We start from the raw sequence: 24,861 nt of genomic DNA, 5'->3' as shown, positions 1-24,861 counted from the left end.
CAGAGTCCTGAACTCTTCATGCAAACGCGCTTTTCTCCTACAGAGGCAGCCGCGCATCATCCTTGATCTCCTCCATCACCGCATAGGTTCTGGTCTCGCGCACGCCCGGGAGCTGCCACAGCACCCGGCCCGCGAAGTCACGGTAGGCCGCCATATCGGCCATGCGGGTCTTGAGCAGATAGTCAAACCCCCCTGCCACCATATGGCACTCCATGATGGCCGGGTAAGCCAGCACGGCGGCCTTGAATTCGTCAAACACATGGGGCGTGGTGCGGTCCAGCAGCACCTCGACAAACACCGTCATGCCCACGCCCAGCTTCTGCGGGTTCAGCCGCGCTTCGTAGCCCAGGATGTAACCATCGCGCGTAAGCCGGGCCACACGGGCCTGTACGGCTGTGGGCGACAGCGCCACCTGCTCTGCCAGACGCAGATTGGAGATGCGCCCATCAGTTTGCAGAATTGCCAGTATTTTTCGATCAATCCTGTCGATATCCACTTCCGAAGCACCGATCATTGGTGAATTCCTCTTTTTAATTCACTCAATATAGTGATTCATTTTTCGACAAACCAGCAATGATTTTCCCTATGTAGACAGCCGCGTCCGCGCCGCTTGCAATGCAGCTGTGAACATGGTGAAGGCCGCGCACCCGCTCGCGTCCAGGCTCTACGACACCTGCACAGACATGCCGACTTTCACTGCGCTGCCAGATTCCAGCCGCCCTGCCGATGAACTGCGTCAAGCCATCAGTTGCGCCACCCGCATGGCCGAGTCCGATGCCGTGGCCCGGCTGCTGCCTGCAGCCACGCTGCCGCCCGCCGAGGCTGCCCAGGTCGCTGCCCATGCGCAAAAGTTGGTCGAGCAGCTGCGCGCCCAACCCGCCAGCGCCGGGCGCCAGGGACTGGTGCAAGGTCTGCTGCAGGAGTTTTCGCTGTCCTCGCAGGAAGGCGTGGCGCTGATGTGCTTGGCCGAAGCCTTGCTGCGCATCCCCGATGCGGCCACCCGTGATGCACTGATTCGCGACAAGCTGCGCGGCGGCGACTGGCAGGCTCATCTGGGCAAGAGCCCCTCGCTCTTTGTCAATGCTGCCGCCTGGGGACTGGTGGTCACCGGAAAGCTGGTCGATACGCATAGCGAGTCAGGCCTGCTCGCGGCGCTCAAACGCATCACAGCCAGGGGCGGCGAGCCGCTGGTGCGCAAGGGCGTGGACATGGCCATGCGCCTGATGGGCGAGCAGTTTGTGATGGGCGAGACCATTTCCCAGGCTCTGGAGCGCGCTCGCGAACTGCAGGCCAGAGGCTTTCGCTATTCCTACGACATGCTCGGCGAGGCCGCACTCACCGCAGAGGATGCGCAGCGCTACATGCGGTCCTATGTGAATGCGATTCATGCGATCGGCAAGGCCGCTGGCGGCGAGGGCGTCTATGAACGGCCGGGCATTTCCATCAAGCTCAGCGCCCTGCACCCGCGCTACAGCCGCGCGCAATGGCAGCGCGTGATGAGCGAGCTGCTGCCACGCGTGCTGCAACTGTGCGAGCTGGCACGCAGCTACGACATAGGACTCAATATCGACGCCGAAGAAGCCGACCGCCTAGAGCTGTCGCTGGACCTGCTGGAACAATTGGCCCACGCCCCTGGCCTGGCAGGCTGGAACGGCCTGGGCTTTGTGATTCAGGCCTATCAAAAACGTTGTCCCTATGTGATCGACTATCTGATCGACCTGGCCCGTCGCAGCGAGCGCCGTCTGATGGTGCGCCTGGTCAAGGGCGCTTACTGGGACAGCGAAATCAAGCGCGCCCAGGTCGACGGTCTGAGCGACTACCCGGTCTACACCCGCAAGCACCACACCGATGTGGCCTATATTGCCTGCGCTCGCAAGCTGCTGGCAGCATCCAGCGCCATCTACCCGCAATTCGCCACCCATAACGCCCAGACAGTGGCCAGCATCGAATCCCTGGCCGGTGCCCAGCCCTACAGCGCCGGACGTTACGAGTTTCAATGCCTGCACGGCATGGGCGAGCAGCTCTACCTGCATGTGGTCGAGGCCGAGGACAAGGCCGCACGCCGCCCCTGCCGCATCTATGCTCCCGTGGGTACGCACGAGACACTGCTGGCCTATCTGGTTCGCCGCCTGCTGGAAAACGGCGCCAACAGCTCATTCGTGCACCGCATCGCCAACCCCGACTGGCCCATCTCTGATTTGATAGCAGCCCCTGCAGACCAAACGTGGGCTGAGGGTCAACCGAATCCCCAAACCCGAGCCGGGGTGGAGACACTGATTGCGGTCGATGACATAGGCCTGCCCCACCCGCGTATAGTGCTGCCGCGCGAGCTGCTGGGCAAACAGCGCCGCAACTCCTCTGGTCTGGACCTGAGCGATGACGGTGTGTTGGGCGCTCTGACTCAAGCGCTTGCGCAAAGCCGGCCCGCACAACTTCGCCAGGGTGTCCATGCCGTGCATGCCGCCGACGCCATCGGCACAGCCATAATCAACCCGGCCAGCCATCAGGAGTTGCTGGGCTATGTCAGCGATGCCGGGCCCGCGCAGATTCAGCAGGCAATGCAGGCGGCCGCACAGGCCCAGCCCGCCTGGCAAGCCAGCCCGGCCGAGCTGCGCGCCAGTCTGCTGCAGACCGCAGCCGAGCTCTTTGAAACGCAGATGCAGCCGCTGATGAGCCTGCTGATGCGCGAAGCCGGCAAGACTGCGGCCAATGCCGTGTCCGAGGTGCGCGAGGCCGTGGACTTTCTGCGCTATTACGCGGCTCAGATTCTGCGGCAGGCCGATGCGGATCTGCTCGCCCCCGGCATAGGCCCTGTGGTCTGCATCAGCCCCTGGAATTTTCCACTGGCCATCTTCACTGGCCAGGTCGCAGCCGCCCTGGGCGCTGGCAATGTGGTGCTGGCCAAGCCCGCCGAGCAAACCCCGCTGATCGCCCTTGAAGCCGTGCGCCTGCTGTATCAGGCCGGCATTGCGCCAGACGTGCTGCAATTGCTGCCCGGCCGGGGCGAGACCGTGGGCGCCGCGCTGGTGGCCGATGTGCGCGTGGCAGGCGTGCTGTTCACCGGCTCCACCGAGGTGGCGCGACTGCTGGCTCTGCAGACCGCCGCCAGGCTGCGCCCCGACGGCCAGCCTGTGGTGCTGGTGGCCGAGACCGGCGGCCAGAACGCCATGCTGGTCGACTCATCCGCCCTGGTCGAGCAAGCCGTGCAGGACATTGCTGCATCCGCCTTTGACAGCGCGGGCCAGCGCTGCTCGGCTCTGCGCCTGCTGTGCGTGCAAAACGACTGCGCCGACCGGCTGCTGGCCATGCTGCGCGGTGCCATGCAAGAGCTGCATTGCGGCAACCCGGCCGAGCTGGCCACCGATGTGGGACCCGTGATCGATGCCGATGCCAAGACTGGTATCGAGCGACATATCGCCAGACTCAGGGCTCTGGGTCTGCGCATCTATCAATCGCCGCTGAGCCCAGAAACTGCCGCACAAGGGCATTTTGTGGCGCCCACGCTGATCGAGCTGCCCGATCTGCATCAGCTCAAGCGCGAAGTCTTCGGCCCCGTACTCCATGTACTGCGCTATCAAAGGCGCGAGTTGCCGCAGTTGCTGGAGCGCATCAATGCCCTGGGCTACGGCCTGACCATGGGATTGCACACGCGCATCGACGAAACCGTGCAGCAGGTCGCCCAGGCGGCACATGTTGGCAATCTGTATGTGAATCGCAATATGGTGGGGGCCGTGGTCGGTGTTCAGCCCTTTGGCGGCGAGGGGCTGTCGGGCACCGGCCCCAAGGCCGGCGGCCCCCTGTATCTGCCGCGCCTGCAGCAGACACCCGGCTCGCCCCTGCGTTTGCTCAGTCTGCTGCTGCATCAATGCGGAGAGGCACAGGCAAGCGCCGCGCCCGTCACGGCAGCAGCGGCGACCGCCTTGCAGCAACTGGGCCACTGGGCCAGGCAGCATGGCGAAGCCATCGTCAGCCACGATTGCGAGCGCCTGCAATCGGCCCTGCCCGATCTGCATGCTGCGCGCCTGCTGCCCGGCCCCACAGGCGAGCGCAATCTCTACCAGCTGCTTGGCAAGCCGCGCACACTGTGCCTGGCGCAGGAAAGAACCATGCTGCTGCAGCAACTGGCTGCCGCACTGGCCTGCGGCTCGCAAGCGCTGTGGCTACCCGGCCCGCTAGGCACCGCAGTTCACGGCAAGCTGCCAGATGCACTGCGCCTCCATGTGCGGCTGCTGCCTGCCGAGCTCAGCGTCGAGGAAATTGCAGAAACCGAGCCCATGGATGCAGCACTGCTGGAATGCGACGCCCCCCAATTTCTGCGCTGGGCGCAGGCATTGGCAAGACGTCCAGGCCCGTTGGTACTGCCCACACGCTGTGTGACAGGCCAACCCGTCCGGCTGGAGCGGCTCTGGCATGAACGCGCTCTATCGCACAACACGGCGGCAGCGGGCGGCAATGCGGCATTGATGACGCTGGAATAGGCAAGCCCCCTGAGGCGCTTTGCGCCTTCCCCCCTCTCTGCTTCGCGGCGGGGCCGCCGAGGCCCTTGCTTGCTGTCCACTGCTTAGGCCATGCCTGTTTGGCACTGTGCGCCCGATGCTCACCATGTCCCTCAGAACCGCCAACACCACCGAGCAAACCGCAGGCTTGCCATTGAGACCAGGCGCGAAGCCGCAAGGCGAAGCAACGACATATCAAGGGCGGTATTAGCGGGTCCAAGAAAGAAAACACCCAGCGCAAGCAGTACCTGCGCTGGGTGCTCTTTTGAGAGCAAATGAGATTTACAGCTTGGCGATGGACACCTCTGTGGACTTGACCAGAGCGACAACCTCCGAGCCCACCGCCAAACCCAGATCATTGACCGAGCGCGTGGTGATCACCGAAGTGACGATGCCCCAGGGCGTTTCCACATCCACTTCCGAGACCACGTCACCGCGGATGATTTCCTTGACCTTGCCCTTGAACTGATTGCGTACGTTGATGGCTTGAATGGACATACAAAATTCTCCTGAGAAGTCATGAAGGTTCTGAAAAACAGTGTTTGCTGCACTGCACGAAAACAATTCTGAAACCTTCTCCAAAAAACTCAAAAGAATAAAAACAAAAATTTTTATATCAAAAACATCTTATGAAAATAAGCGACCGTAGCGTGGCACAAGCCTGCGCGGCCATGCCTCGCGCAGCAGTCCAATCGCGCGAATGACGAGGACGCCCTGCACTACGATATGGCTGCGCAAAAAGTTCGAGGCATTGAGCACCACCTGTGCCAGCCCCTGCTGCACAGTCGCCCCATGTAGTGCAATATCAGGGGCTTGAAGCTCTTGCGGGAGATTCGAGTTGAAATTCAGTCTTCGGCAGATTGCAGTGCCGCACGCACCACCTCGGGGGTCAGCGTAGGCACAAAGCTCTCGATGAAGGCATAGGCATAGCCACGCAGCCAGGCATCGCGGCGCAGAGCCAGGCGCGTGAGATTGACCTCGAACAGATGGCGGGCATCGATAGCGCGTAGATGGCGGTCGCGCTCGACATCGAAAGCGATGGAGGCAATGATGCCCACGCCCATGCCCAACTCCGCATAGGTCTTGATCACATCGGCATCCATGGCGGTGAGCACCACATCGGGCACCAGCCCGGTCGCCGCAAACGCCTTGTCGATATGGGCACGCCCCGTGTAACCCTGCTCGTAGGTGATGATGGGATGGCGCGCCAGCGCCTCCAATGTCAGTGCTCCGTCCGTATCGAGCAGTTCATGGCCGGGCGGCACGACCACGCTGTGCGACCAGCGGTAGCAAGGCAGGGTCACCAGATTCTCATAGCTGCCCAGCGCCTCGGTGGCCACGCCGATATCGGCCTCACCCGAGAGCAGCATCTCGGCCACCTGGCGTGGCGAGCCCTGATGCAGATGCAGCGAAACCTGGGGGTAGAGCCTGCGGAAATCGCGCACCACCTGGGGCAAGGCATAGCGTGCCTGGGAATGCGTGGCAGCAATCGACAGGCCACCACGCTCGCTGGCGTGGAAGTCCTCGCCCGCGCGACGCAGATTGTCGGCCTCGAGCAGCATGCGCTCGACAATAGGCAGCAAGGCCGTGCCGGGCGGCGTCAGCCCCGTCAGGCGCTTGCCGGCGCGCACAAAGATATCGATGCCCAACTCCTCCTCGAGCTCGCGAATCTGCCGGCTCACACCGGGCTGCGAGGTGTGGAGCATGGCCGCCACTTCGGTCAGATTGAAGCCACGCCTTGCCGTTTCCCGGACCGAACGCAGTTGCTGAAAATTCATATCTTGATGGCAGGCGGCACAGCTTGTGGCTGCGCCAGCCGCCTGTTTCTCTTGGTTTTCGTTGGATGCTCAAATCGCCCAGCGCAGGCCCGTAGCCGGCACGCCAGGCCAGCTCGGCAGTCCGGTTGCCTGTTCTGACTCGGGCTTTTGCAGCACGCGATCCAGAATGCGCGTCTCCAGCGCAGCAAAGCGGGCATCGCCATGCACACGCGGGCGCGGCAAATCGATACGCTCGTCGAGCGCAATGCGCCCATCCTCGATCAGCACCACGCGGTCGGCCAGGGCCACGGCTTCCTGCACATCGTGAGTGACCAGCAAGGCCGTGAAGCCATGGCTGCGCCACAGACCTTCGATAAGGCGGTGCATCTCGATGCGCGTCAGCGCATCGAGAGCGCCCAGCGGTTCATCGAGCAGCAGCAGCCGTGGCTGGTGAACCAGGGCTCGGGCCAGGGCTACGCGCTGGCGCTGGCCGCCAGACAGCCGCGCCGGCCATTCGTTTTCGCGGTCAGCCAGTCCTACCTGCGCCAGCACCTTGCGGCCGCGCTCGCGTGCCGAATCGGGCAACCCAAGAATCACGTTGTCCAGCACCCGCTTCCAGGGCAGCAGACGCGCGTCCTGAAACATGATGCGCGTATCCCTGTTCTGCCGGCGCTGCTCGCGCGCATCGATCAGTAGCTGCCCGGCACTGGCCTCTTCCAGCCCGGCCACAAGGCGCAGCAAGGTGGACTTGCCGCAGCCGCTGCGCCCAACGATGGCGATGAACTCGCCGGGCCGGACATCGAGCTGCACCTGTTTGAGCACTTCCCGCTCGCCATAGCGCTTGGTCAGCTGCAGCGTCTGCAGATGCACACCCTGGGCCGCTTTCTGCTGCACATCCGGCTGCTTGCTGCTGCCCTGCTGCTCTTCTTCTACATCCTTGGTCCGCTGCCACAGCTTTCCACTCGCCTGCAAGGCCTCGGCCTCGTCCCAGGAAGCCTCCCAGGCCACCAGCGGCTGACGCGCATTCAGCGCACCTGCACCCACCAGCGACTGCGTCAAACGACTCCACAAACTGCTCATCACCAACTCCCGTCTTTGTCTGTTCAAAACTGGCGCAGCACATGCGCGTGACAGCGAGCAAGCGCCGCCGCGCAGCGAGGCTGTCGTCCCCTGGGGGAAGCCGCAATGCGGCTCAGGGGGCTCCATAGCTCGGATGCCAGCGCAGCCACCAGCGCTCCAGCGAACGGGCAAACACATCGGCCAGCTTGCCCAGAATTGCGTAGAGCAAGATGCCCACAAGCACCACATCGGTCTGCAGAAATTCACGCGCATTCATGGTCAGGTAGCCGATGCCCGCCTGGGCCGAGATGGTCTCGGCCACGATCAGAATCACCCACATCAGCCCCAGCGAAAAACGCAAGCCCACGAGGATGGAAGACAGCGCTCCCGGCAAGACGATGTCGCGATACAGCTGCCAGCGCGTGAGGCCGTAGCTGCGGCCCATCTCGATCAGACCAAGGTCCACGTTGCGAATGCCGTGAAAGGTGTTCAGATAGATGGGAAAGAACACCGAGACGCTGATCAGAAACAGCTTGGCCGATTCGTCGATGCCGAACCACAGAATGACCAGCGGAATCAGCGCCAGCGCAGGGATGTTGCGCACCATCTGGATCGTGGAATCGAGCAGCGTCTCGGCCCAGCGCAGCGAGCCTGTGAGCAGCCCCAGCAGCAAGCCCAGGCTGCCACCAATGGCCAGCCCCGCCAGCGCACGCCCGGCACTGACCTTGACATGGGTCCATAACTCGCCCGACTCTGCCAGAGCCCAGGCTGCACGCAACACATCCAGCGGTGCGGGCAGCACCCGTGTGGACAGCCAGCCATAAGCCGATGCGGCCTGCCAGGCAGCGATCAGCGCGACCGGCAACAGCCAGGGCAGCAGCCGCAAAGCGAACTGACGCGCCAGCAACTCAAGGCGCGGCACCGGCGGGCTTGCAGGCTGGGCAGCGGATTGCAAGGTCAGCGTTTGAACATCACTCATACACTCTCCTTCAGCTTTGCGACACTCGGACCTGCTCGCGCTCTGGAGCGGCGGCTCCCGAAGCAGCGGCTTCCGAAGCGGCGGCTCGCGGCGAGTACAGATTGGCCACGGTTTCTCCAAACGGGCCGCCGGGGTTGCCACCGCCGAGCTTTTCCTGCACGTTGACGGGCAGCAACGGGAAGACCAGCTCGGCAAAGCGATAGGCTTCCTCGAGATGCGGGTAGCCCGAGAGCACAAAGGTGTCTATGCCCAGATCGGCATATTCCTTGATACGGTCGGCCACAGCCTGGGCGCTGCCCACCAGGGCCGTGCCCGCACCGCCACGCACCAGACCCACACCGGCCCACAGATTGGGGCTGATCTCCAGGTCCTTGCGGCTGCGCTTGGTGCCGCCCGCATGCAGCTGGGCCATGCGGCGCTGGCCTTCGGAATCCATGCGTGCAAACGCAGCCTGGGCCTGCACCACGGTCTCGTCCTTGAGGCGGCTGATCAATCGTTCGGCGTCGGCCCATGCCTCTTCATCGGTCTCGCGCACGATCACATGCAGACGGATGCCGAACTTGACCTGGCGGCCACGGCGATCGGCCTTCTCGCGCACATCGGCAATCTTTTTGGCGACTTCGGCCGGTGGCTCGCCCCAGGTCAGATAGGCATCGACCTGCTCTGCCGCCAGCTCGTGGGCGGCAGGCGAAGAACCGCCGAAATAGACAGGTGGATAGGGTTTTTGCAGTGGCGGGAACAGCAGCTTGGCACCCTTGACCTGCAGATGCCGACCTTCGAAATCCAGCGACTTTCCCTCATGGCTGCGTGCCAGAATCTCGCGCCAGATCTCGATGAACTCGGCCGATTGTTCATAGCGCGTCGCATGATCGAGAAACACGCCATCGCCCTCCAGCTCGGCCTGATCGCCGCCGGTGACCAGATTGATCAGCAGCCGCCCGCCGGAAAGCCGGTCGAAGCTGGCTGCCATGCGAGCAGCCAGGCTGGGCTGATGCAGGCCGGGACGCACGGCCACCAGGAACTTGAGGCGCTTGGTGACGGGCAACAGGCTGGACGCCACCACCCAGGGATCTTCGCAGGAGCGGCCCGTGGGAATCAGCACGCCTTCGTAGCCCAGGCTGTCGGCCGCCACGGCCACCTGCTTGACATAGTCATGGCTCAGCTGGCGTGCGCCTTCGCTGCTACCCAGGTAGCGGGCATCACCATGGGTGGGAATGAACCAGAACACTTGCATGACGAAATCTCCTTGAACCTGACTTAGAACCTGGATGCCACGGAGGGCGTGATGGATGAAGCGGCGGGGCTCGCCTGGCCATGGCCGGCGTATTCAGCCGCCGTGGGCTGCCAGACGATGTCGGCCACCTTCACCTGGCGTGGAATCACGCCCAGACGAAAAAAGGTATCGGCCACGCGCTGCTGCTCGACCACGATGGCGGGATTGAGCAGCGTGGTCGGCGAGCTGGGCCTGCGGCCGATAAAGCGGCTGACCACATTCGCATCCAGCCCGCTGAAAGCAGCCAGCAGTTGCACGGCCTCTTTGCGCGAGGTCTGCACCAGCTGATCGGCGCGCGTGAGCTCGTCGAACAAGGCCTTGATGAGCTGGGGATGGTGCTCAACCAGGCCGCGCGAGGCCAGATAGAAAGAGTTGTTGCCCGACAGCCCTTCACCGCTGGTCAGCACGCGCGGCCGGATGCTCAGCTCGGTGGCCGCATAGAACGGGTCCCAGATGGCCCAGGCATCGACGCTGCCGCGTTCGAAAGCGGCACGCGCATCGGCCGGTGCCAGATACACGGGCTGAATGTCGGCCCAGGCAATACCTGCCTTGTCCAGCGCACGCACCAGCAGGTAATGGGCGCTTGAGCCTTTTTGCAGCGCCACGCGCCTGCCTTTGAGGTCGGCCAGGGTTTTCAGCGGCGAATCGGCGAGCACCAGAATGGCCGAGCTTTCAGGCTTGGGCGGCTCGGCCCCTACATAGCGCAGATCCTTGCCCGCGGCCTGGGCAAACACGGGCGGCGAATCGCCGGTCAGGCCAAAGTCCAGGCTTCCGGCCGACAGCGCCTCCAGCAACTGCGGCCCGGCTGGAAACTCCAGCCAGCTGATCTTGGTGCCTGGAAAGCGCTTTTCCAGAATGCCATGCTGCTTGAGCACGACCAGATTGACGGCCGACTTCTGATAGCCGATGCGCAACTGGGCCGGAGCCGCAATAACCGGCCCAGGCTGGGCCAGTGCATCGTTGGCGTAATGCGCGGCAAGGGTCCAGCTGAAAGCCGTGGTGCCCAGCAGTTGCAGTGCCTGGCGACGGCCGCGATGGAAACGGGGTGAAGAGGATGCTGAACTCATGGCAATGACCTTTTCATGAATCAGCGGCTGGCCAGCAAGTCCACAGGCGCGGCATGCAGCAAATTGAGCTTCTTGGGGATCAGCTTGAGATCGAAGAAGGTGTCTGCAATCTTTTGCTGCTCACCCAGGATTTCGGCATTCACGGCCTTGGTGCCGAACTCGGTACGGCTCAGGTACAGCTCGGTCACCGCGGTGTCCAGGCCCAGGATCTGAGACAGCTCGGCCGCTGCTGCGCTCTTGTTCTTGCTGGCCCAGGCATCGATGGCGGCAATTTCCTCGATCGCGATGCGCAGCACATCGGCATTGCGGCTCGCATAGTCACGCGAGGTGAAGTAGTAGGCACGGTTGTTGACCACGCCCTTGGCATCGGCCAGCAGGCGTGCATCCAGAGCCTTCTGGGCTGAGGCCAGGAACGGGTCCCAGATCACCCAGGCATCGACCGAGCCCTTCTCGAACGCGGCCCGCGCATCGGGAGGGGCCAGAAAGACCGACTGCACATCGCCGTACTTGAGGCCATGCTTTTCCAGCAGCTTGACCAGGAAGTATTGAACGTTGGAGCCCTTGTTGTAGGCAATGCGCTTGCCCTTGAGGTCGGCCACGCTGCGGATCGCCGAGCCCTTGGGCACGATCACCGCTTCCAGGCCGGGGCGCGCCACCGTGGCACCCGCATAGACCAGGGGCGCACCGGCGGCCTGGGCAAAGATGGGCGGTGCCTCGCCCACATCGCCAAAGTCGATCGAGCCGACATTGAGCGCTTCCAATTGCACAGGTCCGGCATTGAATTCAACCCAGCGCACGGCCACGCCCAGCGGGCTCAGGCGCTTTTCCAGGGTGCCGCGATTCTTGAGAATCGACAGCCAGCCTTTTTGATGGCCCACGCGCAGCACGCGCTGCCCGCCTGCCGTGCCATTGCTCTGCTGCGCATGCAGTCCGCCCGAGGCCAGCGCCAGCGCCGAAGCTGCCGTACCCGCCAGCCACTGACGGCGTGTGGTGTTCAGCAATTGCGACGAAATGACGACAGAAGTGTTGTTGCGATCGGTCATGAGAAATCAATCCTTGGAGCTTGCAGTCCACACACTTCAGGCGCACCTTTGGCCTGATTTCAGGCGCAACTCAGCCTTCGCAGTGCGGGAACTGCTATCAAAAACAGAGACATGGAGAAATGGGCACCGCCCCATCAGTGAGGCAGCAAGCAAGGGGCGCCCCGCAGCGATGCTGCCGTCCCCTCGGGGGAAGCCGCGTAGCGGCTCAGGGGGGCGCTAGTTCAAACGCTACATCGCACGTCGGCAAACGCGATGCTTTCAAAGTCATTGGCTGCGGCCCATTGGGCACTGCGGCGCAGATCGGTGGCCAGCAACTGGGCGGCATCCTCGACGCGCTCGGCAATCTCGGGGGCCAGGCCATAACCGCCTTCAGGCAGCAGTGGCACCCCCTGATCGGTGGCATAGATGCCCGGCAGTATGTGGCGCGCGCCAAGCGACTGCAGCACGGGGCGCAGCGCGTAGTCCAGCGCCAGCATATGGTGAGGGCTGCCGCCAGTGGCCAGAGGCAGGACCAGCTTGCCCTTGAGCGCCGTCTGTGGCAGCACATCGAGAAACACTTTGAGCAGGCCGCTGTAGGCAGCCTTGTAAACGGGTGTGGCCACCACCACCGCGTCGGCACGGGCCACTCTATCGGTCACGGCACGAATCTCGGAGTGATCGAAGCGGGCATGCAACAGGGCTGCGGGGTCCAGCTGGTTGAGCTGCAGCACGGGCTCGGTGCTCAGGCCCTGTGCCTGCAGGCGGGCAGCCACGGCATTGAGCAAGGCACTGGAGCGCGAAGGCTGCGAGGGACTACCGGCAATCAGCAAAATCGACATGGCTTGGCTCTATCTTTTTGTCATTGCAAAGACAGGAGCACTCATCGCGCTCCCATCCTGCGTTTCGCTTATTTCTTGGTGTAGATCTGGTCGAAGCTGCCGCCATCGGCGAAGTGAGCCTTGTCTGCCGCTGCCCAGCCGCCAAAGGCCTTGTCGATGGTGAACAGCTCCAGCTTGGGGAACTGGCCGGCAAACTCGGCGGCCACCTTGGCATCGGTCGGACGGTAGAAGTTCTTGCCGGCGATGCGCTGGGCCTCCTCGGAGTACAGATACTTCAGATAGGCCTCGGCCACGGTGCGCGTGCCCTTTTTATCGACCACCTTGTCGACCACGGCCACCGAAGGCTCGGCCAGGATGGACAGCGAAGGTGCGACGATCTGGAACTTTTCTGGGCCGAACTCCTTGAGCGCCAGATAGGCCTCGTTCTCCCAGGCCAGCAGCACATCGCCCAGACCGCGCTGCACAAAGGTCACGGTGGAGCCACGCGCGCCCGTATCCAGCACGGGCACGTTCTTGTAGAGCTTGGTGATGAAATCCTTGGCCTGTGCATCGCCGCCGTATTTGCGCTTGGCAAATTCCCAGGCCGCCAGATAGTTCCAGCGTGCACCACCCGAGGTCTTGGGGTTGGGCGTGATCACCTGGATGCCGGGCTTGACCAGATCGTCCCAGTCCTTGATGCCCTTGGGATTGCCCTTTTTGACCAGGAACACGATGGTGGAGCTGTAGGGCGCGCTGTTGTGCGGCAGGCGCTTTTGCCAGTCGGCCTTGACATTGCCGTTCTTGACCAGGGCGTCGATATCGCCTGCAAGGGCCAGCGTGGCCACATCGGCCTCAATGCCGTCGATGATGGAACGCGCCTGCTTGCCCGAGCCGCCATGCGACTGCTTGATGGTCACATCCTGGTTCTGCGCAGCCTTCCAGTGCTTGGCAAACGCCTGGTTGTAGTTCACATACAGCTCGCGTGTGGGGTCGTAAGAAACGTTGAGCAGCTGCACGCCGGTTTGTGCAAAAGCAGGCAATGTGGGCAGAGCCGAGAGGGTCAAGCCAGCAATCAGACCGGCAGCCAGAGGAAACTTGATAAAGTTGCGACGATTTTTCATTGGACTGTGTTCTTGGAGTGAATGGTTAACGGGCTTCTGCCCCCGTTGCTGTGCATTCTTGAGCCGCATTCTTAAAACTCAAACTACTAAGATTTCAGTTTGTTATTACCTAAACATCTGAAATCAACCAAGAGGACCCTACACATGGCACGTACCGTTCACTGCATCAAGCTTGGTCAAGACGCTGAAGGCCTGGATTTCCCTCCTGCCCCTGGCGAGCTGGGCAAGCGTATCTATGAAAGCGTGAGCAAGCAGGCCTGGGCCGACTGGCTCAAGCACCAGACCATGCTGATCAATGAAAACCGTCTGAACCTAGCCGATGCCCGCGCCCGCCAGTATCTGGCTCGTCAGATGGAAAACCATTTCTTTGGCGGCGGAGCCGATGCTGCTGCCGGCTATGTGCCTCCCAGCGCCGAGTAAGTTCTTCTGACTCGGACACCAAGCCCCGTGGCCCTGCCCCGGGGCTTTTTCATGTGTGAATTCGCAGCCGTAGCGGCGATGTCGCACGGCCGCTCCGCGTGTGCCCGGGTCACCGAGGACGGCCTGCCGATCGCGGCGGGAGCTGCGTCGGACATCCTCTCCTTATGCCCGGCTCCATCCGTTAATTCCTCCCGGTGACCCAGCCCACAAGAGATACTTGAAAATCCGCATCCTGCGACAATTCGCCTCGCGTGCGGCCCGTTCCATTTCAATCAATGCCACGGCCCCGACCGTCGCCCCCGAGCAGCTGATCGGCTCCCCCGCTGACACATCCATCGTCCATGGTTCTCGATCCCTTCACCCTGCTCGTCCTCTCCGCGGCCATGGCCGCAGCCTCGGCGCTGTACCTGGCTGCGGAATGGAGCAGCGTCCGCGAACGATCGCTGCTGCTCTGGAGCGCGGGGTTTGCGATCATCGCCGTGGGCAGCGTGCTGGCCCTGCTGCGTTCCAGTGGCTATGTGTTGTTCGGCATCTGGTTCCCGAACGGCTTGCTGATCTCAGCCCACTGGCTGTTCCTGGTTGGCGTTGCCGGATTCACACGCACTAGGCTGCCGCGCACCTGGTGGCTGCTGGCCGTCGTTTGGCTGGCGATGCTGTTTCTGCCCGACGGGCCCTGGTGGTCCAAGACGATGCTGGGCATCCAGTCGCTGATGATTGCCATCATCACCTTGCGCGCCGGCCTGCTGCTGCGCCCGCATGGCGCAGCACTGAGTGTGGGTGCGGCGCAGCTGCGCTTCGTCCTGCTGGCACACGGCCTGTTCTACCTGGCCAAGGCCGGTTCGGCCGTGGCACCGGACGCTTTCGTCAACCTGGCCAGTTTCCGAGGCGCGGTGATTCTGGTCTCGCTGGTAGAAGGCGTAATGGCGATCATGCTGCTCGCGATGTCCATGACCGGCACCGAGCGCCATCGCCGCGAAGAGCGCATCGCACAGATCGCCGCCCGCGATCCGCTGACAGCCCTGGACAACCGCCGAGCGCTCTATCTGCGCGCACCCGAGCTGCTGCGGCAGGCCTCGCCAGCCAGCCCAGGCGCCCTGCTGCTGATCGACATTGACCACTTCAAGCAGGTCAACGACCTGCACGGTCACGATGCCGGCGACCGCCTGCTGGTGACCCTGAGCGACCTCATCCGAGGCTTGCTGCCCCACGGCGCACAGGCCGCGCGACTGGGCGGGGACGAGTTCGTGATTCTGCTGCGCAGTGTCTCCGGCACCGTCGCACAGGAGCTGGGACAGAACCTGCGCGAGTCGTTCGCGCAGCAGGCGCGCGCCATGTTCGCAACGCCGGAGCCAGTGTCCCTGAGCATCGGTGCAACCTTGTTCGACCAGCCCGAGACCGAGCTGTCACATTGGCTCAAGCGGGCCGACGAAGCCCTCTACGCATCGAAGCGCAAGGGACGGGACCGGATGGAACTCGCCCCGCTTCCGCCAGGGCGGTCGCAATGATGCACCCTAGCCTCGACAGGGCGTTGTTGCATAAATAGCTATGCCGCCAGCCGTCGGCTTGCTGCATGATCCCAGCCAACAAACCTCGCTACCAAACCACGAACTGGAAACAGTACAACGCGGCACTCAAGGCACGTGGTTCACTGTCAGTTTGATTGGACAAGCACATGGCCTGGTTTGCCGCTGGCAGCGGCAAACGCGGACGTAGTCCGAAGTTCTCTGATGCTGCCATCCAGTTTTGCTTGACCCTTCAAAACTTGTTTGGCTTGGCGCTGAGGCAAACCACTGGTTTGGTGGAGTCGGTGCTTCAACTGTGCGGCCTTGCATGGCCAGTGCCCGACTTCAGCACCCTGTGCAGGCGACAGCGAGATTTGAATGTCCAGATTCCGTACTCTCGCAGCAAAGCAGGCTTGCATCTTCTGGTTGACTCAACAGGAATCAAGTTTCTGGGTGAAGGCGAATGGAAGTGCAAAAAGCACGGTGCCGAATATCGCCGTCAGTGGCGTAAGTTGCACATAGGCATCGATGCCGACACCTTGCAGATTCGGGCAATCTGTGTGACGAGCAACAACGTCAGCGATGCCTCAGTGCTCTGCGATTTGTTGGAACAATTGCCACCAGATGAAGCACTTAAAAGTCTTACTGGTGATGGTGCTTACGATACACAGCCCGCCTACGAAGCGATCATCAGGCGCGGGGCTATACCCCTCATTCCTCCACGCAAGAATGCACGAGTGCGCAGGGGAACAGTTTTTGAACACCGCAATGCAGCTATTGCTGTGTGCAGGCGCTTGGGACGCAGTACCTGGAAACGCTGGATTGGCTACCACCGGCGAAGTCTGGTGGAAACGAAGATGAACTGCATCAAAAGACTGGGTGAGCGAGTGATGTCTCGCACCTTTGAACGCCAAGTCAACGAGCTGCACATCCGAGCAGCCATATTGAATCGATTTACTGAACTGGGCCGTCCTCAGACGGCAGCCGTGGCATAGCCACGGCCGGGGTATGGGGTCACTCGCCTCAAACTGGATTTATGCAACAACGCCTCTTTGAGTTAAACGGCTACAGCCAGCCTAGACCTCCCGTTCGCGGCCTTGTGCTGAACGGGGCTGCTTCTGGCCAAACGCCGCCATAACAGGCTGAGGTGGTCGGTTCAATGAGAACACCCAATTCGACCCGTTTCTCACGGTGGGTATCGATTGGCGGGAATATTTGCTCCATTGGACACATCCAATGTGTAGATCCATCGATTGCGAAGGAGTGAATCATGGGCATAGAGCACAGCAAAATCCTCGAGTGCGAAGAGGTTGCACAGGGTACGATGGCATTCCATCTCGCCAAACCGGCGGGGTTTGATTTCCGCCCTGGACAGGCGTTTGAAATCCAGCTGCCGGGCGCGCTCCCAGGGGAAAGCAAAGAGGAGCGATGTCACGCATTCTCCATTGTCAGCGCGCCACACGAGAGTGAATTGGTGTTTGCCACGCGGATGAGGGACAGCGTTTACAAACGCGCTTTGGGAGCTCTACCCGTAGGTGCAGAGTTGGATATTGATGGACCATTTGGTTCGCTGACCTTGCATAAAAACACGGCGCGAGCGGGTGTGCTCATCGCCGGTGGGATTGGCGTGACGCCGTTCATGAGCATGCTGCGAAACGCTGCAGTGCAGCAGTCACAGCAGGATTTGCTTCTGCTGTATTCCAATCGTCGTCCAGAAGATTCGGCGTTTCTCTCTGAGCTTCAAGCTCTCGAAAAGAAGAATCCAAAATTCCGGCTCAAAGCCACCATGACGGATATGGAGCACTCTGCCGTGGATTGGAGTGGTGATACACAAACGATCGATAGAGAGTGGCTCCAACAGGCCATTGAGGGCTTGGCTAATCCGATCTTTTATGTTGCTGGCCCACCTTCCATGGTGGCGGCAATGCAGCAGTTGCTGTTATCAGCCGGCATTGATGAGGACGATGTGCGTAGTGAGGAGTTCTTTGGATATTGATTTGGCAGACTCACCCTGATCAAGGGGAAAGTCTGCCATGACGCATTTGGATGCAGCCGCTTGGCATACCTGGCCAGACTCTTACCAGTGCAGATAGAACATGGCCTTGGCCAGCAAGACAATGACCAGCACATGGCAGAACACGCTCAGATGCAATCGGTGCGAGCGTCGCCCATTAAGTTGTCCTTGGCGGCGCCACCACATGGCGCTGGCGAAGTGCGCAAGCACGCTAAGCGCAAGCGCAATCTTGAGCACCATCAGCATGCCTGTACTGCTGGCCAATGGGTGCGCCAGTACCGAGCGGTGCTGCCAGGCCAAGCCCGCTCCCGCAAAATACAGCACTAGCAACACCCAGGGCATGACGGCGGTGGCGCGTGTCCCCAGCGCCTGCTCCACGGGGAGCATGTGCTGCTTCGGCACTCGGCTGTGCACGTTGGCCAGCAGCACGACTTCGAAGAACACTGTGCCTGCAAACGCCACGGCGGCCAGCAGGTGTAGTGTGATCAGCAGGCCATAGCTCATGTCTGGGCCTTCTCTCTTGACAGTCGTATGGCAGGAACCAACGGCACTGCGCTGACAGATGTTGGCGGTATCAGGTCCGCAAGAGTGAAGCCATCTAGATGCGCCATGAAGCTGTGCAAAGCTCCTTGCAGCATGCCAGCGAGGCGGCAGTCGCCGGTCAGCGTGCACCGGTTGTCGTTGCCAAAGCATTCCACCAGCGTGAAGTCGGACTCTAGTCCACGTATCACTGTACCGATATGGATCTGCTTAGGTTCACGGGCGAGGCGCATGCCGCCTCCTTTGCCACGTACCGTCTCTATCCAGCCCAGCAGGGCCAGTTGATGCGTCACTTTCATCAGATTTGCCTCGGAAATGCTATAAGCCTGCGCCACCTCGGAAATCGTGCATAGGCGCTCTGGCCGCTGGGCCACATGCATGAGCAGCCGCAGCGCATAGTCGGTCATCAGGGTTAGACGCATTGAGTGATCTCGTTCAAACAGATTTTCTGGACTTGCTGGCGACATATCCTGATGGTTGAGCCGCTGAGAGTCCAGCTGGTGGCAGGCGCGGCCGAATCAGCAAGGGCGCAAATCGCCATAGGTACAAAGCAAAGGCCAGCACCCATGCAAGCGCCGAGGCATGCAGCGCGGCTTGAGGGAGCCCCGCAGGCAGAAGTGCCAGCAGGCGCAGCAAAGCGGCGGCAAGCACCAGCACATACATCACCACGATGCTCCCATCGGCGCGCAATGGTCGCCCCAGATGGCCCAAAGCCGTACGTGTCACCATGCCGATTATCAGCACCGCAAAGCCGGCCACACCGATCACATGGACCGGCCAGGCCAAGCGCAGTACCCAGCCGCTCGCCTGGAACGCTGCCACCAGCAGGCCCGTGCCCAAGGCCGCATGACCCAGATACAGAATCCACAGCAACGGCACCTGACGCACAGCCCAGGGTTTCCAGGCCAACACCTGCCATAGGGTGATTAGTCCCGTGACAGCCAATGCGGTCACCATACCCGACACCCATCCCAGCAACAGGCAGACAATGCCAAGCACGCCAGCCCAGAGTTGCCACTGCCCGCTGGCCGTATGCATGGGAATCTGCAGATCCGTCACCGCCCGCATTGCGAAGAATGGAATAACGCGCCGCGCAACCAGTAGTGCAATCACAGCCATGCACAGCAGCCCTGTATAAAGGTAATGCATCAGCGTTGCGTAGTCGCTGCCTTGCCATACCGAGCGCAGAAAGAGTGCATCGGCCACGCCCAGACCTGACACCAGCATCGGCAGGCCGTAATTGCGTCGGCTGCGTGCTGCATAGATCACCCGGCCCAGCACTACGGCAGCGGCGGCGAAAAACAGCAGTTCACACACTACGGCAAAAGCAAAAGCTGTATCACCCACCACCAGGAAACCCACGCGCGCCAGCAGCCACAGTACGCACAACCCGCCCAGCGCCCGGCCCTGAATAGGGTTGCTTCCAGTCCAGTTACTAGCCGCCGTGAGCAGAAAGCCCACGGCAATCGTCGCCACAAAGGCCCACAACATCTCGTGCGCATGCCACTGCACGCCGCCCAAACGCCCCGCAAGCCACTGTGGCGCGAACACCCACAACGTGACCGACACCGCAGCCCACAGACAACCGGCCATGTACAAGGGCCTGAAGCCAAGCTCCAGTAAGGCTTTCCACTGGGGGGCAGGATCCTTGGATTGGGGCACAGACCCCATCGGCTCCTCGATCTGCAGCAGCTCAGACATGGCTCACCACCGCCGGTAGTGCCTTGGGATCACGGCTCATCTGGTAGCCCGACCACAGGCTCTGTGCAATACGGCGCGCCGCCTGCCACGCTTGATCGGCCATGGCGCGGTTGGGTTGCTCTGCCAGCGTGATCTCGAACAGGCCCAGCCAGCGCTCAAACAGCTCTAGGCTTAGACCCGGTAGCGCAGCATGCTTGGGCATAGGGGCCCCTGAAAAGCGTGCTGTGCGTCGCAAAATGGCCGACCAGAAATCCACCAGCTTGGTCAGATGATGGTCCCAGTCCTCTATACGTGCATCGAAGATGGGGCCGAGCACCTCGTCCTGGCGTATTCGCGCATAGAAGGAGTGCACCAAGCTGACGACCTCCTCTTCAGTGCAAAGCTCATGAATCCTCATTGCACAATTCCTTTCGCTGTCGTTACTGCACATAAGATTCATTAATTATGTATCTTATAGCTAGACATGTCTCTAGGTGCATGGTGTTGTTGCATTACAGAGACTTCCCTTCAATGCAAGCGCGGATCAGTAACTTTTGACGGACCTGTCTGCCAAGACGATCCAGGTGCTTGAAACGAGGAACAGACTGCCCATCTACAGACGGGGTTAGGCATGAGGTGTGTGCCCCCAGAAACAAACCGCGCAGCAGGGCTCCATTCAAATCTCGTAGAGAGGACGCGCAAGCCTGCACTGAACCAGACAGGGTCCGGCCGCTATGCTCCAGAAAATACCTGCGCGGGGGCTTGAAACCGGAAGCCGGCGGCAGCTTCCGTTCCTGGGCACCGACAGCTCAGCTCGAAGCCTTGGCCAGTTGCTGCAGCTCAAGTTGCCTGGCAGCACTGGCTTCGAGGTTTGCACGCTCTTCATCCAGATAGCGGTAAATGCTTTTCAGGTCGGCGATTTTCTGCCTGATCTCCGCCATCTTCTTTTCAATGAGTTTGGCGCCGTCAGCACAATCGATCGTCTTGTTCCGCTGCGCATCCAGGATCTGGCCTATTTCCCCCAGCGAAAAACCCATGCTTTGCGCGCGCTGGATAAAGGTCAGATCCTGCAGGGTTTGTGCGGTGTAGACGCGATAGTTGTTGGTTCGTCGCGTCGGCGAGATCAGACCGATTTGCTCGTAGTAACGCAAAGTATGACGGCTGGCGCCGCTGCGGGTTTCAAGTTCGCCGATTCTCATCAAAATACCGCTTGACTATAGAGTTAGGTCGACACTCTACATTTGATTTCTCACCTTACCAAGGAGCAGGAGAATGAACGTGGAGTGCTTTGTCACGGGAGGGACCGGCTTCATCGGTCAACATTTGCTGGCAAACCTGAGTGCCAAAGGTCACACCGTCCGGGTGTTGATGCGCCGCCCAGAACGGCTGGCTGCACTGCGAGAGCAAGTCGACAATCTGGGAGGAATTGCCACCCGGATATTTGCCGTTGCAGGCGACCTTGAGTGGGACAACCTCGGGCTGAATCCTGCCGACCAAGCAGTGCTAAGGCAGGCCAGAGTCGTATTCCACCTGGGTGCCCACTTCGCTTGGGGGCTTTCATTGGAGCATTCTCGTGCGGTCAATGTAGAAGGGGCAAAGCGCGTGGCGCTGTTGGCGGCTGAGCTAAATAGCCGCTTGGTAATGATCGGCGGCTACATGCTGAAGAATCATGAACATCTGCTTCGCATCGGAATTGATCCTCGTCATCCAGAGCTGACCGATTGGCCTGCCGTCTACCGACACGTCGGTGCTTACGAGGCGAGCAAGCTGGAAGCGCACTTTGCGACCCTGCAGGTCATGTCCACCAAGGGTGGGGAAGCTACCGTAGTTCACCCCGCGACGGTCTGCGGCCATAGCCGTACCGGACATATCCTTGACGGTCAGCCGCTGGTTGCACTGATGCGCAATCTTGCGCAGGGAAAGCTGGCTGCAGTGCCCGGCACTGCCGAGCATTGGCTGCCACTGGTCACCGTGGATTACCTGGTTGAGTTGGTGGCGGCTTGTGCTTTCGATCCTGCCATGGTGGGCAAAGAACTACTGGCACTTGATGACCAAAGTCCCAACTTGCGGGAGCTCCTGGGACAGGTAGCACAACCCATGGGCCTGAAGCCTCCCAGGCATCACATTTCACTGCGATTGCTGAAGTTGCTACTGAGTATTCCGCCCGTCGCGCGGTTCTTGAATACAGACGCTGAAGCCTTGGACTTTATCCAGACCACTCGCTTTGATACGGCGGCGGTCGAGCAATTTGCCAATAGGCATGGAATAGCCAAACCGGATATACGTCAGGCTTTGCAGCACACTGCAATGTTCGTCAACTCATATTGCATGGCCAAGGACAGGACTGCCTGACATATTCCTTGGGGCAGCAAACAACATCAAGATCCAAGGTGGTCGTACGGAGCAGTACGGCGCGGTCTCGGGCTCGTCGCAGATGCGCTTGCATACGCCCGCAAGGGTCTGCTGCACCATTTCGGCACACGCAGAAGCAGTCATCCAGATGATGTCGGACATGACAACAGATCGCATGGCCGGTCTGGGATGGAATCGGTATTCAAGGCTGACCGACAAGACGGCTACCGGCAAGAGAGGTCATCCCCCCGACAAATTGGACGCGCACTCACGACAGCGGCCATACAGCGTAATTTCATGGCTATCTACCAGAAAACCAGGTGGCGCCAAGCCCGCCAGGTTGCCGGGACAGGCATGTACATCGAAAACCCGCTGACAGACGGTGCACTGAAAATGGTGGTGGTGGCCGTGGTGAGCTACCTCGTACATGGGCGTGCGCTCAGGCAAGTGGACTTCATGAAGAAAACCCTCTTCAGCCATCGCTTTGAGCGCTCGGTACACGGTCGCAATCCCCAGCCCAGGTAGCGTTGCCTGCGCCAACTCCAGCACCTCCTGTGGCGCAAGCGGCCTGTCGGCCTTCGTCATGGCCTGCTCAATAGCCGCGCGCTGCTTCGTGGATCGTTGCTTGGAGGGGGTCATTGTGGCGAGGCTATGTCATGGAAGCGGGGATGCGATATTGTGCCCTGGCTCGCCCCTTGAGCGGCCCCTACAGGTACTTGAGCCAAGTGATGTCGCGTCGACGCTGCTTGAATGCAGCAAACCAGCGAACGACGGGATACAAGGTCACGGCCAGCAGCGCCGAGATCACCCATAGCCAAAGCAAACTGCTCAGCCCGAACAGTTGTCCCTGGTTGGCCCCCCAGACCGCCATTGCGCTCAAGTACATGAACTTGAGCACGTACAGATGCAGCACATAAAAAAACATAGGCGCGGCCCCCAGCGTGGCCAGAAGCAGCAGCCAGCGGCGGCCTGTGGCTTTCTCGAACGCTCCCAGCAGCAGCAATCCGATGCCGAGCGTCAACAGCAGGAACAGCAGTGAGGGCGGATACTTGGTGACGTTGAACCAGGACATGACCGTCCGCAGCGTATCCGCACCGGCCAGCCAAGGTGCATCGCCATACAGGTTCAGCGTGCGCAGCAGCGCAAAGCCCAGCAGGCAGCTAATGCCTGCAACGAGCAGGTGGTGTCTGCGCCGTGCCGGGTCACAGGCTTTGCCAAACCACGGTCCGATGCCGTAGCCCAGGGCGATCACACCAATCCAGGGCAGCAAGGGATAGGACGTGCGCAGTTGCAAGCCCGCCAGCTCCAGCCAGCCACGATCATGCAAGATTGCCCAGGGAATATGCATCACGTGATCCGCCGGGAAATGCAGGCTGTCGAACAGGTTGTGGCCTGCTACCAGCACCAGGCCCAATAGCAGCAAGGCCTTGCGTGGCAGCCACACCAGCACCGACAGGGCCAGCATGGAAAGACCAATGGCCCAGATCACTTGCAGGAAGATCTTGGCGGGGGGAAATTGGAAAGTCCAGGCGAAGTTGACTACCGTCACCTCCAGCAGCACCAAGAACAGGCCGCGCCGCCAAAGGAAGCCTGACGCTGCACTCGCCTGACCCGCCTCGGCATGGCGGCTGGCATACAGATATGCCCCCAAGCCTGTCAGAAACACAAACACAGGCGCACACAAATGGGCCAGCATGCGCGGAAAGAACAGGCCGGGCGCAGTGTCTGCCACCACCATCGGGTCCGGTACTTGCAGATGCAGGTAAAAGGTTTCACGGACATGGTCGAGCAGCATGAACAGCATGACGAGACCACGCAGCGCATCGATCGATTGCAGACGGCCAGCACTCGCTAGCGAAAATGGAGAAGGTGACAAGCTGCTTACTTTATTGATATTGAATTATCACTATCATATCAATTCTATGTTTACCCGCACATGGTTTCAGCTCTTCCCTTCCAACAAGCAAACCATGTGTCCAAGAACGCAGGAGCACATGCACGCTGTCTTCCCTGAAAAACCTATCGAGACCTCCCGCCCCACCCTCTGCTGCCCTGCAATCGTCGCGGCCTTGCTCCTGGCCAGCGGCAAGGCCTTCGCCATTGGAAAGGACGAAGCCAAAGGCTTTGCCGAGGGCAGTTCCCTCATCATGCAAAACCGCATGCTTTCAGAGCAACTCGACTATCAAAATGGCAGCAGCTTTCGCGCCGCAAGCGGACAGAGAGGCCAAACCCTTGCTCGCGAATCGGCCTACGGGCTCATGCTCAATTACGAATCAGGCTACACACGTGGCCTTGTTGGAGTGGGGCTTGATGCGCATGCCTATGGGGCCCTCAATCTAGGCACCGAAGCGAACCATGCACGCGCAACACCTCGCTACATGGCCAGGAATGGACAAGAGATTGCCGATCGTTTTGGGCGCGCCGGCGCTGCGCTGAAAATCCGAATATCAGCCACCGAACTGAAAGTGGGCGAGATGCGGACCAGGTCCCTGCTCTTCAGTTCGTCCGATACTCGACTGCTGCCTGAAAGCAATCGAGGCTGGCAAGTCATCAGCACAGACATCCCTGCGCTCACACTGCAGGCCGGACGCTTTACCGGCTGGGCTGACCGCAACGCCCGCAAGAACGGTGCCGACCTGCTGGCCAACTACTCGGGCGTGACCAGCAGCTCCTTCAGCTTTATAGGCGGTACATGGGTCACTCCCATCACCCACCTGACGCTCAGCAGCTACTACGGGCAATACGCGGACAACTGGAACAC

At 61.0% G+C, this 24,861-nt stretch carries 23 protein-coding genes and 1 pseudogene; 7 read left to right on the top strand and 17 right to left on the bottom strand.

Annotation, left to right across the window (positions count from 1 at the left end; all coding sequences use genetic code 11):
- Nucleotides 1–37 precede the first annotated feature (37 nt).
- On the bottom strand, nucleotides 38–514 hold the full coding sequence (locus AAIL66_RS20210; protein ID WP_343497593.1) for an Lrp/AsnC ligand binding domain-containing protein: 477 nt from the start codon (nucleotides 512–514) through the stop codon (nucleotides 38–40).
- A gap of 115 nt (nucleotides 515–629) precedes the next feature.
- Here AAIL66_RS20210 and putA point away from each other — a divergent pair, with 115 nt between their 5' ends.
- On the top strand, nucleotides 630–4,478 hold the full coding sequence (putA, locus tag AAIL66_RS20205; RefSeq protein WP_343497592.1) for a trifunctional transcriptional regulator/proline dehydrogenase/L-glutamate gamma-semialdehyde dehydrogenase: 3,849 nt from the start codon (nucleotides 630–632) through the stop codon (nucleotides 4,476–4,478).
- A gap of 300 nt (nucleotides 4,479–4,778) precedes the next feature.
- Here the strand turns inward: putA and AAIL66_RS20200 are convergent, their stop codons facing one another.
- The 9 genes from AAIL66_RS20200 to AAIL66_RS20160 form a co-directional block, all read right to left on the bottom strand.
- Nucleotides 4,779–4,994, bottom strand: a complete 216-nt coding sequence (locus AAIL66_RS20200) for a molybdopterin-binding protein (protein WP_003053517.1) — start codon at nucleotides 4,992–4,994, stop codon at nucleotides 4,779–4,781.
- Nucleotides 4,995–5,341: 347 nt separating this feature from the next.
- A complete protein-coding gene (locus tag AAIL66_RS20195; RefSeq protein WP_343497591.1) occupies nucleotides 5,342–6,274 on the bottom strand; it encodes a CysB family HTH-type transcriptional regulator in 933 nt (310 codons plus the stop codon).
- 69 nt (nucleotides 6,275–6,343) lie between these two features.
- On the bottom strand, nucleotides 6,344–7,333 hold the full coding sequence (locus AAIL66_RS20190; RefSeq protein ID WP_343497590.1) for an ATP-binding cassette domain-containing protein: 990 nt from the start codon (nucleotides 7,331–7,333) through the stop codon (nucleotides 6,344–6,346).
- A gap of 112 nt (nucleotides 7,334–7,445) precedes the next feature.
- Nucleotides 7,446–8,291 (bottom strand): aliphatic sulfonate ABC transporter permease SsuC, encoded by an 846-nt coding sequence (gene ssuC / locus AAIL66_RS20185; protein WP_343497589.1) that lies wholly within the window; start codon nucleotides 8,289–8,291, stop codon nucleotides 7,446–7,448.
- Nucleotides 8,292–8,301: 10 nt separating this feature from the next.
- Complete coding sequence (gene ssuD / locus AAIL66_RS20180; RefSeq protein ID WP_034379833.1) at nucleotides 8,302–9,525, bottom strand: FMNH2-dependent alkanesulfonate monooxygenase; 1,224 nt, start codon at nucleotides 9,523–9,525, stop codon at nucleotides 8,302–8,304.
- A gap of 23 nt (nucleotides 9,526–9,548) precedes the next feature.
- Nucleotides 9,549–10,631, bottom strand: a complete 1,083-nt coding sequence (locus tag AAIL66_RS20175; protein ID WP_343497588.1) for a sulfonate ABC transporter substrate-binding protein — start codon at nucleotides 10,629–10,631, stop codon at nucleotides 9,549–9,551.
- Between the two features lie 20 nt (nucleotides 10,632–10,651).
- The gene (locus AAIL66_RS20170) at nucleotides 10,652–11,674 is read right to left on the bottom strand and encodes a sulfonate ABC transporter substrate-binding protein (protein ID WP_343497587.1); all 1,023 of its coding nucleotides are present in this window, start codon (nucleotides 11,672–11,674) and stop codon (nucleotides 10,652–10,654) included.
- A 221-nt stretch (nucleotides 11,675–11,895) separates the two neighbouring features.
- Nucleotides 11,896–12,492: an NADPH-dependent FMN reductase gene (ssuE, locus tag AAIL66_RS20165; RefSeq protein WP_034392970.1), complete on the bottom strand. Its 597-nt coding sequence runs from the start codon at nucleotides 12,490–12,492 to the stop codon at nucleotides 11,896–11,898.
- Nucleotides 12,493–12,560: 68 nt separating this feature from the next.
- Entirely contained in the window at nucleotides 12,561–13,592 is a 1,032-nt protein-coding gene (locus AAIL66_RS20160; RefSeq protein WP_003066547.1) for a sulfate ABC transporter substrate-binding protein, read from the bottom strand.
- Between the two features lie 144 nt (nucleotides 13,593–13,736).
- On the opposite strand from AAIL66_RS20160, the gene AAIL66_RS20155 reads away from it, so the two are divergent.
- The 4 genes and pseudogenes from AAIL66_RS20155 (at nucleotide 13,737) to AAIL66_RS20140 (ending at nucleotide 17,510) form a co-directional block, all read left to right on the top strand.
- The gene (locus AAIL66_RS20155) at nucleotides 13,737–14,012 is read left to right on the top strand and encodes an oxidative damage protection protein (protein WP_003053502.1); all 276 of its coding nucleotides are present in this window, start codon (nucleotides 13,737–13,739) and stop codon (nucleotides 14,010–14,012) included.
- Between the two features lie 341 nt (nucleotides 14,013–14,353).
- Nucleotides 14,354–15,517 (top strand): GGDEF domain-containing protein, encoded by a 1,164-nt coding sequence (locus AAIL66_RS20150; RefSeq protein ID WP_343497586.1) that lies wholly within the window; start codon nucleotides 14,354–14,356, stop codon nucleotides 15,515–15,517.
- A gap of 65 nt (nucleotides 15,518–15,582) precedes the next feature.
- Nucleotides 15,583–16,509 (top strand): annotated as a pseudogene (locus AAIL66_RS20145) (IS5 family transposase).
- A 275-nt stretch (nucleotides 16,510–16,784) separates the two neighbouring features.
- Nucleotides 16,785–17,510, top strand: coding sequence for an FAD-dependent oxidoreductase (locus tag AAIL66_RS20140; protein WP_034356273.1), 726 nt, complete (start codon nucleotides 16,785–16,787; stop codon nucleotides 17,508–17,510).
- 81 nt (nucleotides 17,511–17,591) lie between these two features.
- Here the strand turns inward: AAIL66_RS20140 and AAIL66_RS20135 are convergent, their stop codons facing one another.
- The 5 genes from AAIL66_RS20135 to AAIL66_RS20115 all read right to left on the bottom strand — a co-directional run bounded on the left by AAIL66_RS20135 (nucleotide 17,592) and on the right by AAIL66_RS20115 (nucleotide 20,947).
- Complete coding sequence (locus AAIL66_RS20135) at nucleotides 17,592–18,032, bottom strand: membrane protein (RefSeq protein WP_034379846.1); 441 nt, start codon at nucleotides 18,030–18,032, stop codon at nucleotides 17,592–17,594.
- Nucleotides 18,029–18,490: an Rrf2 family transcriptional regulator gene (locus AAIL66_RS20130; RefSeq protein ID WP_343497616.1), complete on the bottom strand. Its 462-nt coding sequence runs from the start codon at nucleotides 18,488–18,490 to the stop codon at nucleotides 18,029–18,031. Before AAIL66_RS20130 ends, AAIL66_RS20135 begins: the two co-directional genes overlap by 4 nt.
- A 13-nt stretch (nucleotides 18,491–18,503) precedes the next feature.
- On the bottom strand, nucleotides 18,504–19,769 hold the full coding sequence (locus AAIL66_RS20125; protein ID WP_063664213.1) for an NnrS family protein: 1,266 nt from the start codon (nucleotides 19,767–19,769) through the stop codon (nucleotides 18,504–18,506).
- Complete coding sequence (locus AAIL66_RS20120) at nucleotides 19,762–20,166, bottom strand: group III truncated hemoglobin (protein ID WP_343497585.1); 405 nt, start codon at nucleotides 20,164–20,166, stop codon at nucleotides 19,762–19,764. The genes AAIL66_RS20125 and AAIL66_RS20120 overlap by 8 nt, the downstream gene beginning before the upstream one ends.
- Nucleotides 20,167–20,557: 391 nt before the next feature.
- Nucleotides 20,558–20,947: a MerR family transcriptional regulator gene (locus tag AAIL66_RS20115; RefSeq protein ID WP_012839044.1), complete on the bottom strand. Its 390-nt coding sequence runs from the start codon at nucleotides 20,945–20,947 to the stop codon at nucleotides 20,558–20,560.
- Between the two features lie 73 nt (nucleotides 20,948–21,020).
- On the opposite strand from AAIL66_RS20115, the gene AAIL66_RS20110 reads away from it, so the two are divergent.
- A complete protein-coding gene (locus AAIL66_RS20110; protein ID WP_343497584.1) occupies nucleotides 21,021–22,100 on the top strand; it encodes an SDR family oxidoreductase in 1,080 nt (359 codons plus the stop codon).
- A gap of 240 nt (nucleotides 22,101–22,340) precedes the next feature.
- Here AAIL66_RS20110 and AAIL66_RS20105 read toward each other — a convergent pair whose 3' ends face one another.
- Both AAIL66_RS20105 and AAIL66_RS20100 read right to left on the bottom strand, forming a co-directional pair.
- Nucleotides 22,341–22,739, bottom strand: a complete 399-nt coding sequence (locus AAIL66_RS20105; RefSeq protein WP_034385118.1) for a transcriptional repressor — start codon at nucleotides 22,737–22,739, stop codon at nucleotides 22,341–22,343.
- Nucleotides 22,740–22,806: 67 nt separating this feature from the next.
- Nucleotides 22,807–23,904 carry a heparan-alpha-glucosaminide N-acetyltransferase domain-containing protein gene (locus AAIL66_RS20100; RefSeq protein ID WP_034393006.1) on the bottom strand — a complete coding sequence of 366 codons (1,098 nt, stop codon included), beginning with the start codon at nucleotides 23,902–23,904 and terminating at the stop codon, nucleotides 22,807–22,809.
- Here AAIL66_RS20100 and AAIL66_RS20095 point away from each other — a divergent pair.
- Nucleotides 23,894–24,861 (top strand): OprD family outer membrane porin (locus AAIL66_RS20095; protein WP_343497583.1); only part of this gene is annotated, 968 nt, incomplete at its 3' end. The genes AAIL66_RS20100 and AAIL66_RS20095 overlap by 11 nt on opposite strands.

The sequence above is a fragment of the Comamonas sp. F1-6 genome (assembly GCF_039581415.1).
Taxonomy (GTDB): domain Bacteria; phylum Pseudomonadota; class Gammaproteobacteria; order Burkholderiales; family Burkholderiaceae_C; genus Comamonas; species Comamonas thiooxydans.
The sequence above is the reverse complement of the archived record's forward strand: the minus strand, read 5'-3'. Positions and strand labels throughout refer to the sequence as shown.

Bases quoted from the DNA above. Each gene is read 5' to 3' on its own strand.
- AAIL66_RS20210 (WP_343497593.1), bottom strand. From the start codon at position 514: ATGATCGGTGCTTCGGAAGTGGATATCGACAGGATTGATCGAAAAATA.
- putA (WP_343497592.1), top strand. From the start codon at position 630: ATGGTGAAGGCCGCGCACCCGCTCGCGTCCAGGCTCTACGACACCTGC.
- AAIL66_RS20200 (WP_003053517.1), bottom strand. From the start codon at position 4,994: ATGTCCATTCAAGCCATCAACGTACGCAATCAGTTCAAGGGCAAGGTC.
- AAIL66_RS20195 (WP_343497591.1), bottom strand. From the start codon at position 6,274: ATGAATTTTCAGCAACTGCGTTCGGTCCGGGAAACGGCAAGGCGTGGC.
- AAIL66_RS20190 (WP_343497590.1), bottom strand. From the start codon at position 7,333: ATGAGCAGTTTGTGGAGTCGTTTGACGCAGTCGCTGGTGGGTGCAGGT.
- ssuC (WP_343497589.1), bottom strand. From the start codon at position 8,291: ATGAGTGATGTTCAAACGCTGACCTTGCAATCCGCTGCCCAGCCTGCA.
- ssuD (WP_034379833.1), bottom strand. From the start codon at position 9,525: ATGCAAGTGTTCTGGTTCATTCCCACCCATGGTGATGCCCGCTACCTG.
- AAIL66_RS20175 (WP_343497588.1), bottom strand. From the start codon at position 10,631: ATGAGTTCAGCATCCTCTTCACCCCGTTTCCATCGCGGCCGTCGCCAG.
- AAIL66_RS20170 (WP_343497587.1), bottom strand. From the start codon at position 11,674: ATGACCGATCGCAACAACACTTCTGTCGTCATTTCGTCGCAATTGCTG.
- ssuE (WP_034392970.1), bottom strand. From the start codon at position 12,492: ATGTCGATTTTGCTGATTGCCGGTAGTCCCTCGCAGCCTTCGCGCTCC.
- AAIL66_RS20160 (WP_003066547.1), bottom strand. From the start codon at position 13,592: ATGAAAAATCGTCGCAACTTTATCAAGTTTCCTCTGGCTGCCGGTCTG.
- AAIL66_RS20155 (WP_003053502.1), top strand. From the start codon at position 13,737: ATGGCACGTACCGTTCACTGCATCAAGCTTGGTCAAGACGCTGAAGGC.
- AAIL66_RS20150 (WP_343497586.1), top strand. From the start codon at position 14,354: ATGGTTCTCGATCCCTTCACCCTGCTCGTCCTCTCCGCGGCCATGGCC.
- AAIL66_RS20140 (WP_034356273.1), top strand. From the start codon at position 16,785: ATGGGCATAGAGCACAGCAAAATCCTCGAGTGCGAAGAGGTTGCACAG.
- AAIL66_RS20135 (WP_034379846.1), bottom strand. From the start codon at position 18,032: ATGAGCTATGGCCTGCTGATCACACTACACCTGCTGGCCGCCGTGGCG.
- AAIL66_RS20130 (WP_343497616.1), bottom strand. From the start codon at position 18,490: ATGCGTCTAACCCTGATGACCGACTATGCGCTGCGGCTGCTCATGCAT.
- AAIL66_RS20125 (WP_063664213.1), bottom strand. From the start codon at position 19,769: ATGTCTGAGCTGCTGCAGATCGAGGAGCCGATGGGGTCTGTGCCCCAA.
- AAIL66_RS20120 (WP_343497585.1), bottom strand. From the start codon at position 20,166: ATGAGGATTCATGAGCTTTGCACTGAAGAGGAGGTCGTCAGCTTGGTG.
- AAIL66_RS20115 (WP_012839044.1), bottom strand. From the start codon at position 20,947: ATGAGAATCGGCGAACTTGAAACCCGCAGCGGCGCCAGCCGTCATACT.
- AAIL66_RS20110 (WP_343497584.1), top strand. From the start codon at position 21,021: ATGAACGTGGAGTGCTTTGTCACGGGAGGGACCGGCTTCATCGGTCAA.
- AAIL66_RS20105 (WP_034385118.1), bottom strand. From the start codon at position 22,739: ATGACCCCCTCCAAGCAACGATCCACGAAGCAGCGCGCGGCTATTGAG.
- AAIL66_RS20100 (WP_034393006.1), bottom strand. From the start codon at position 23,904: ATGCTGTTCATGCTGCTCGACCATGTCCGTGAAACCTTTTACCTGCAT.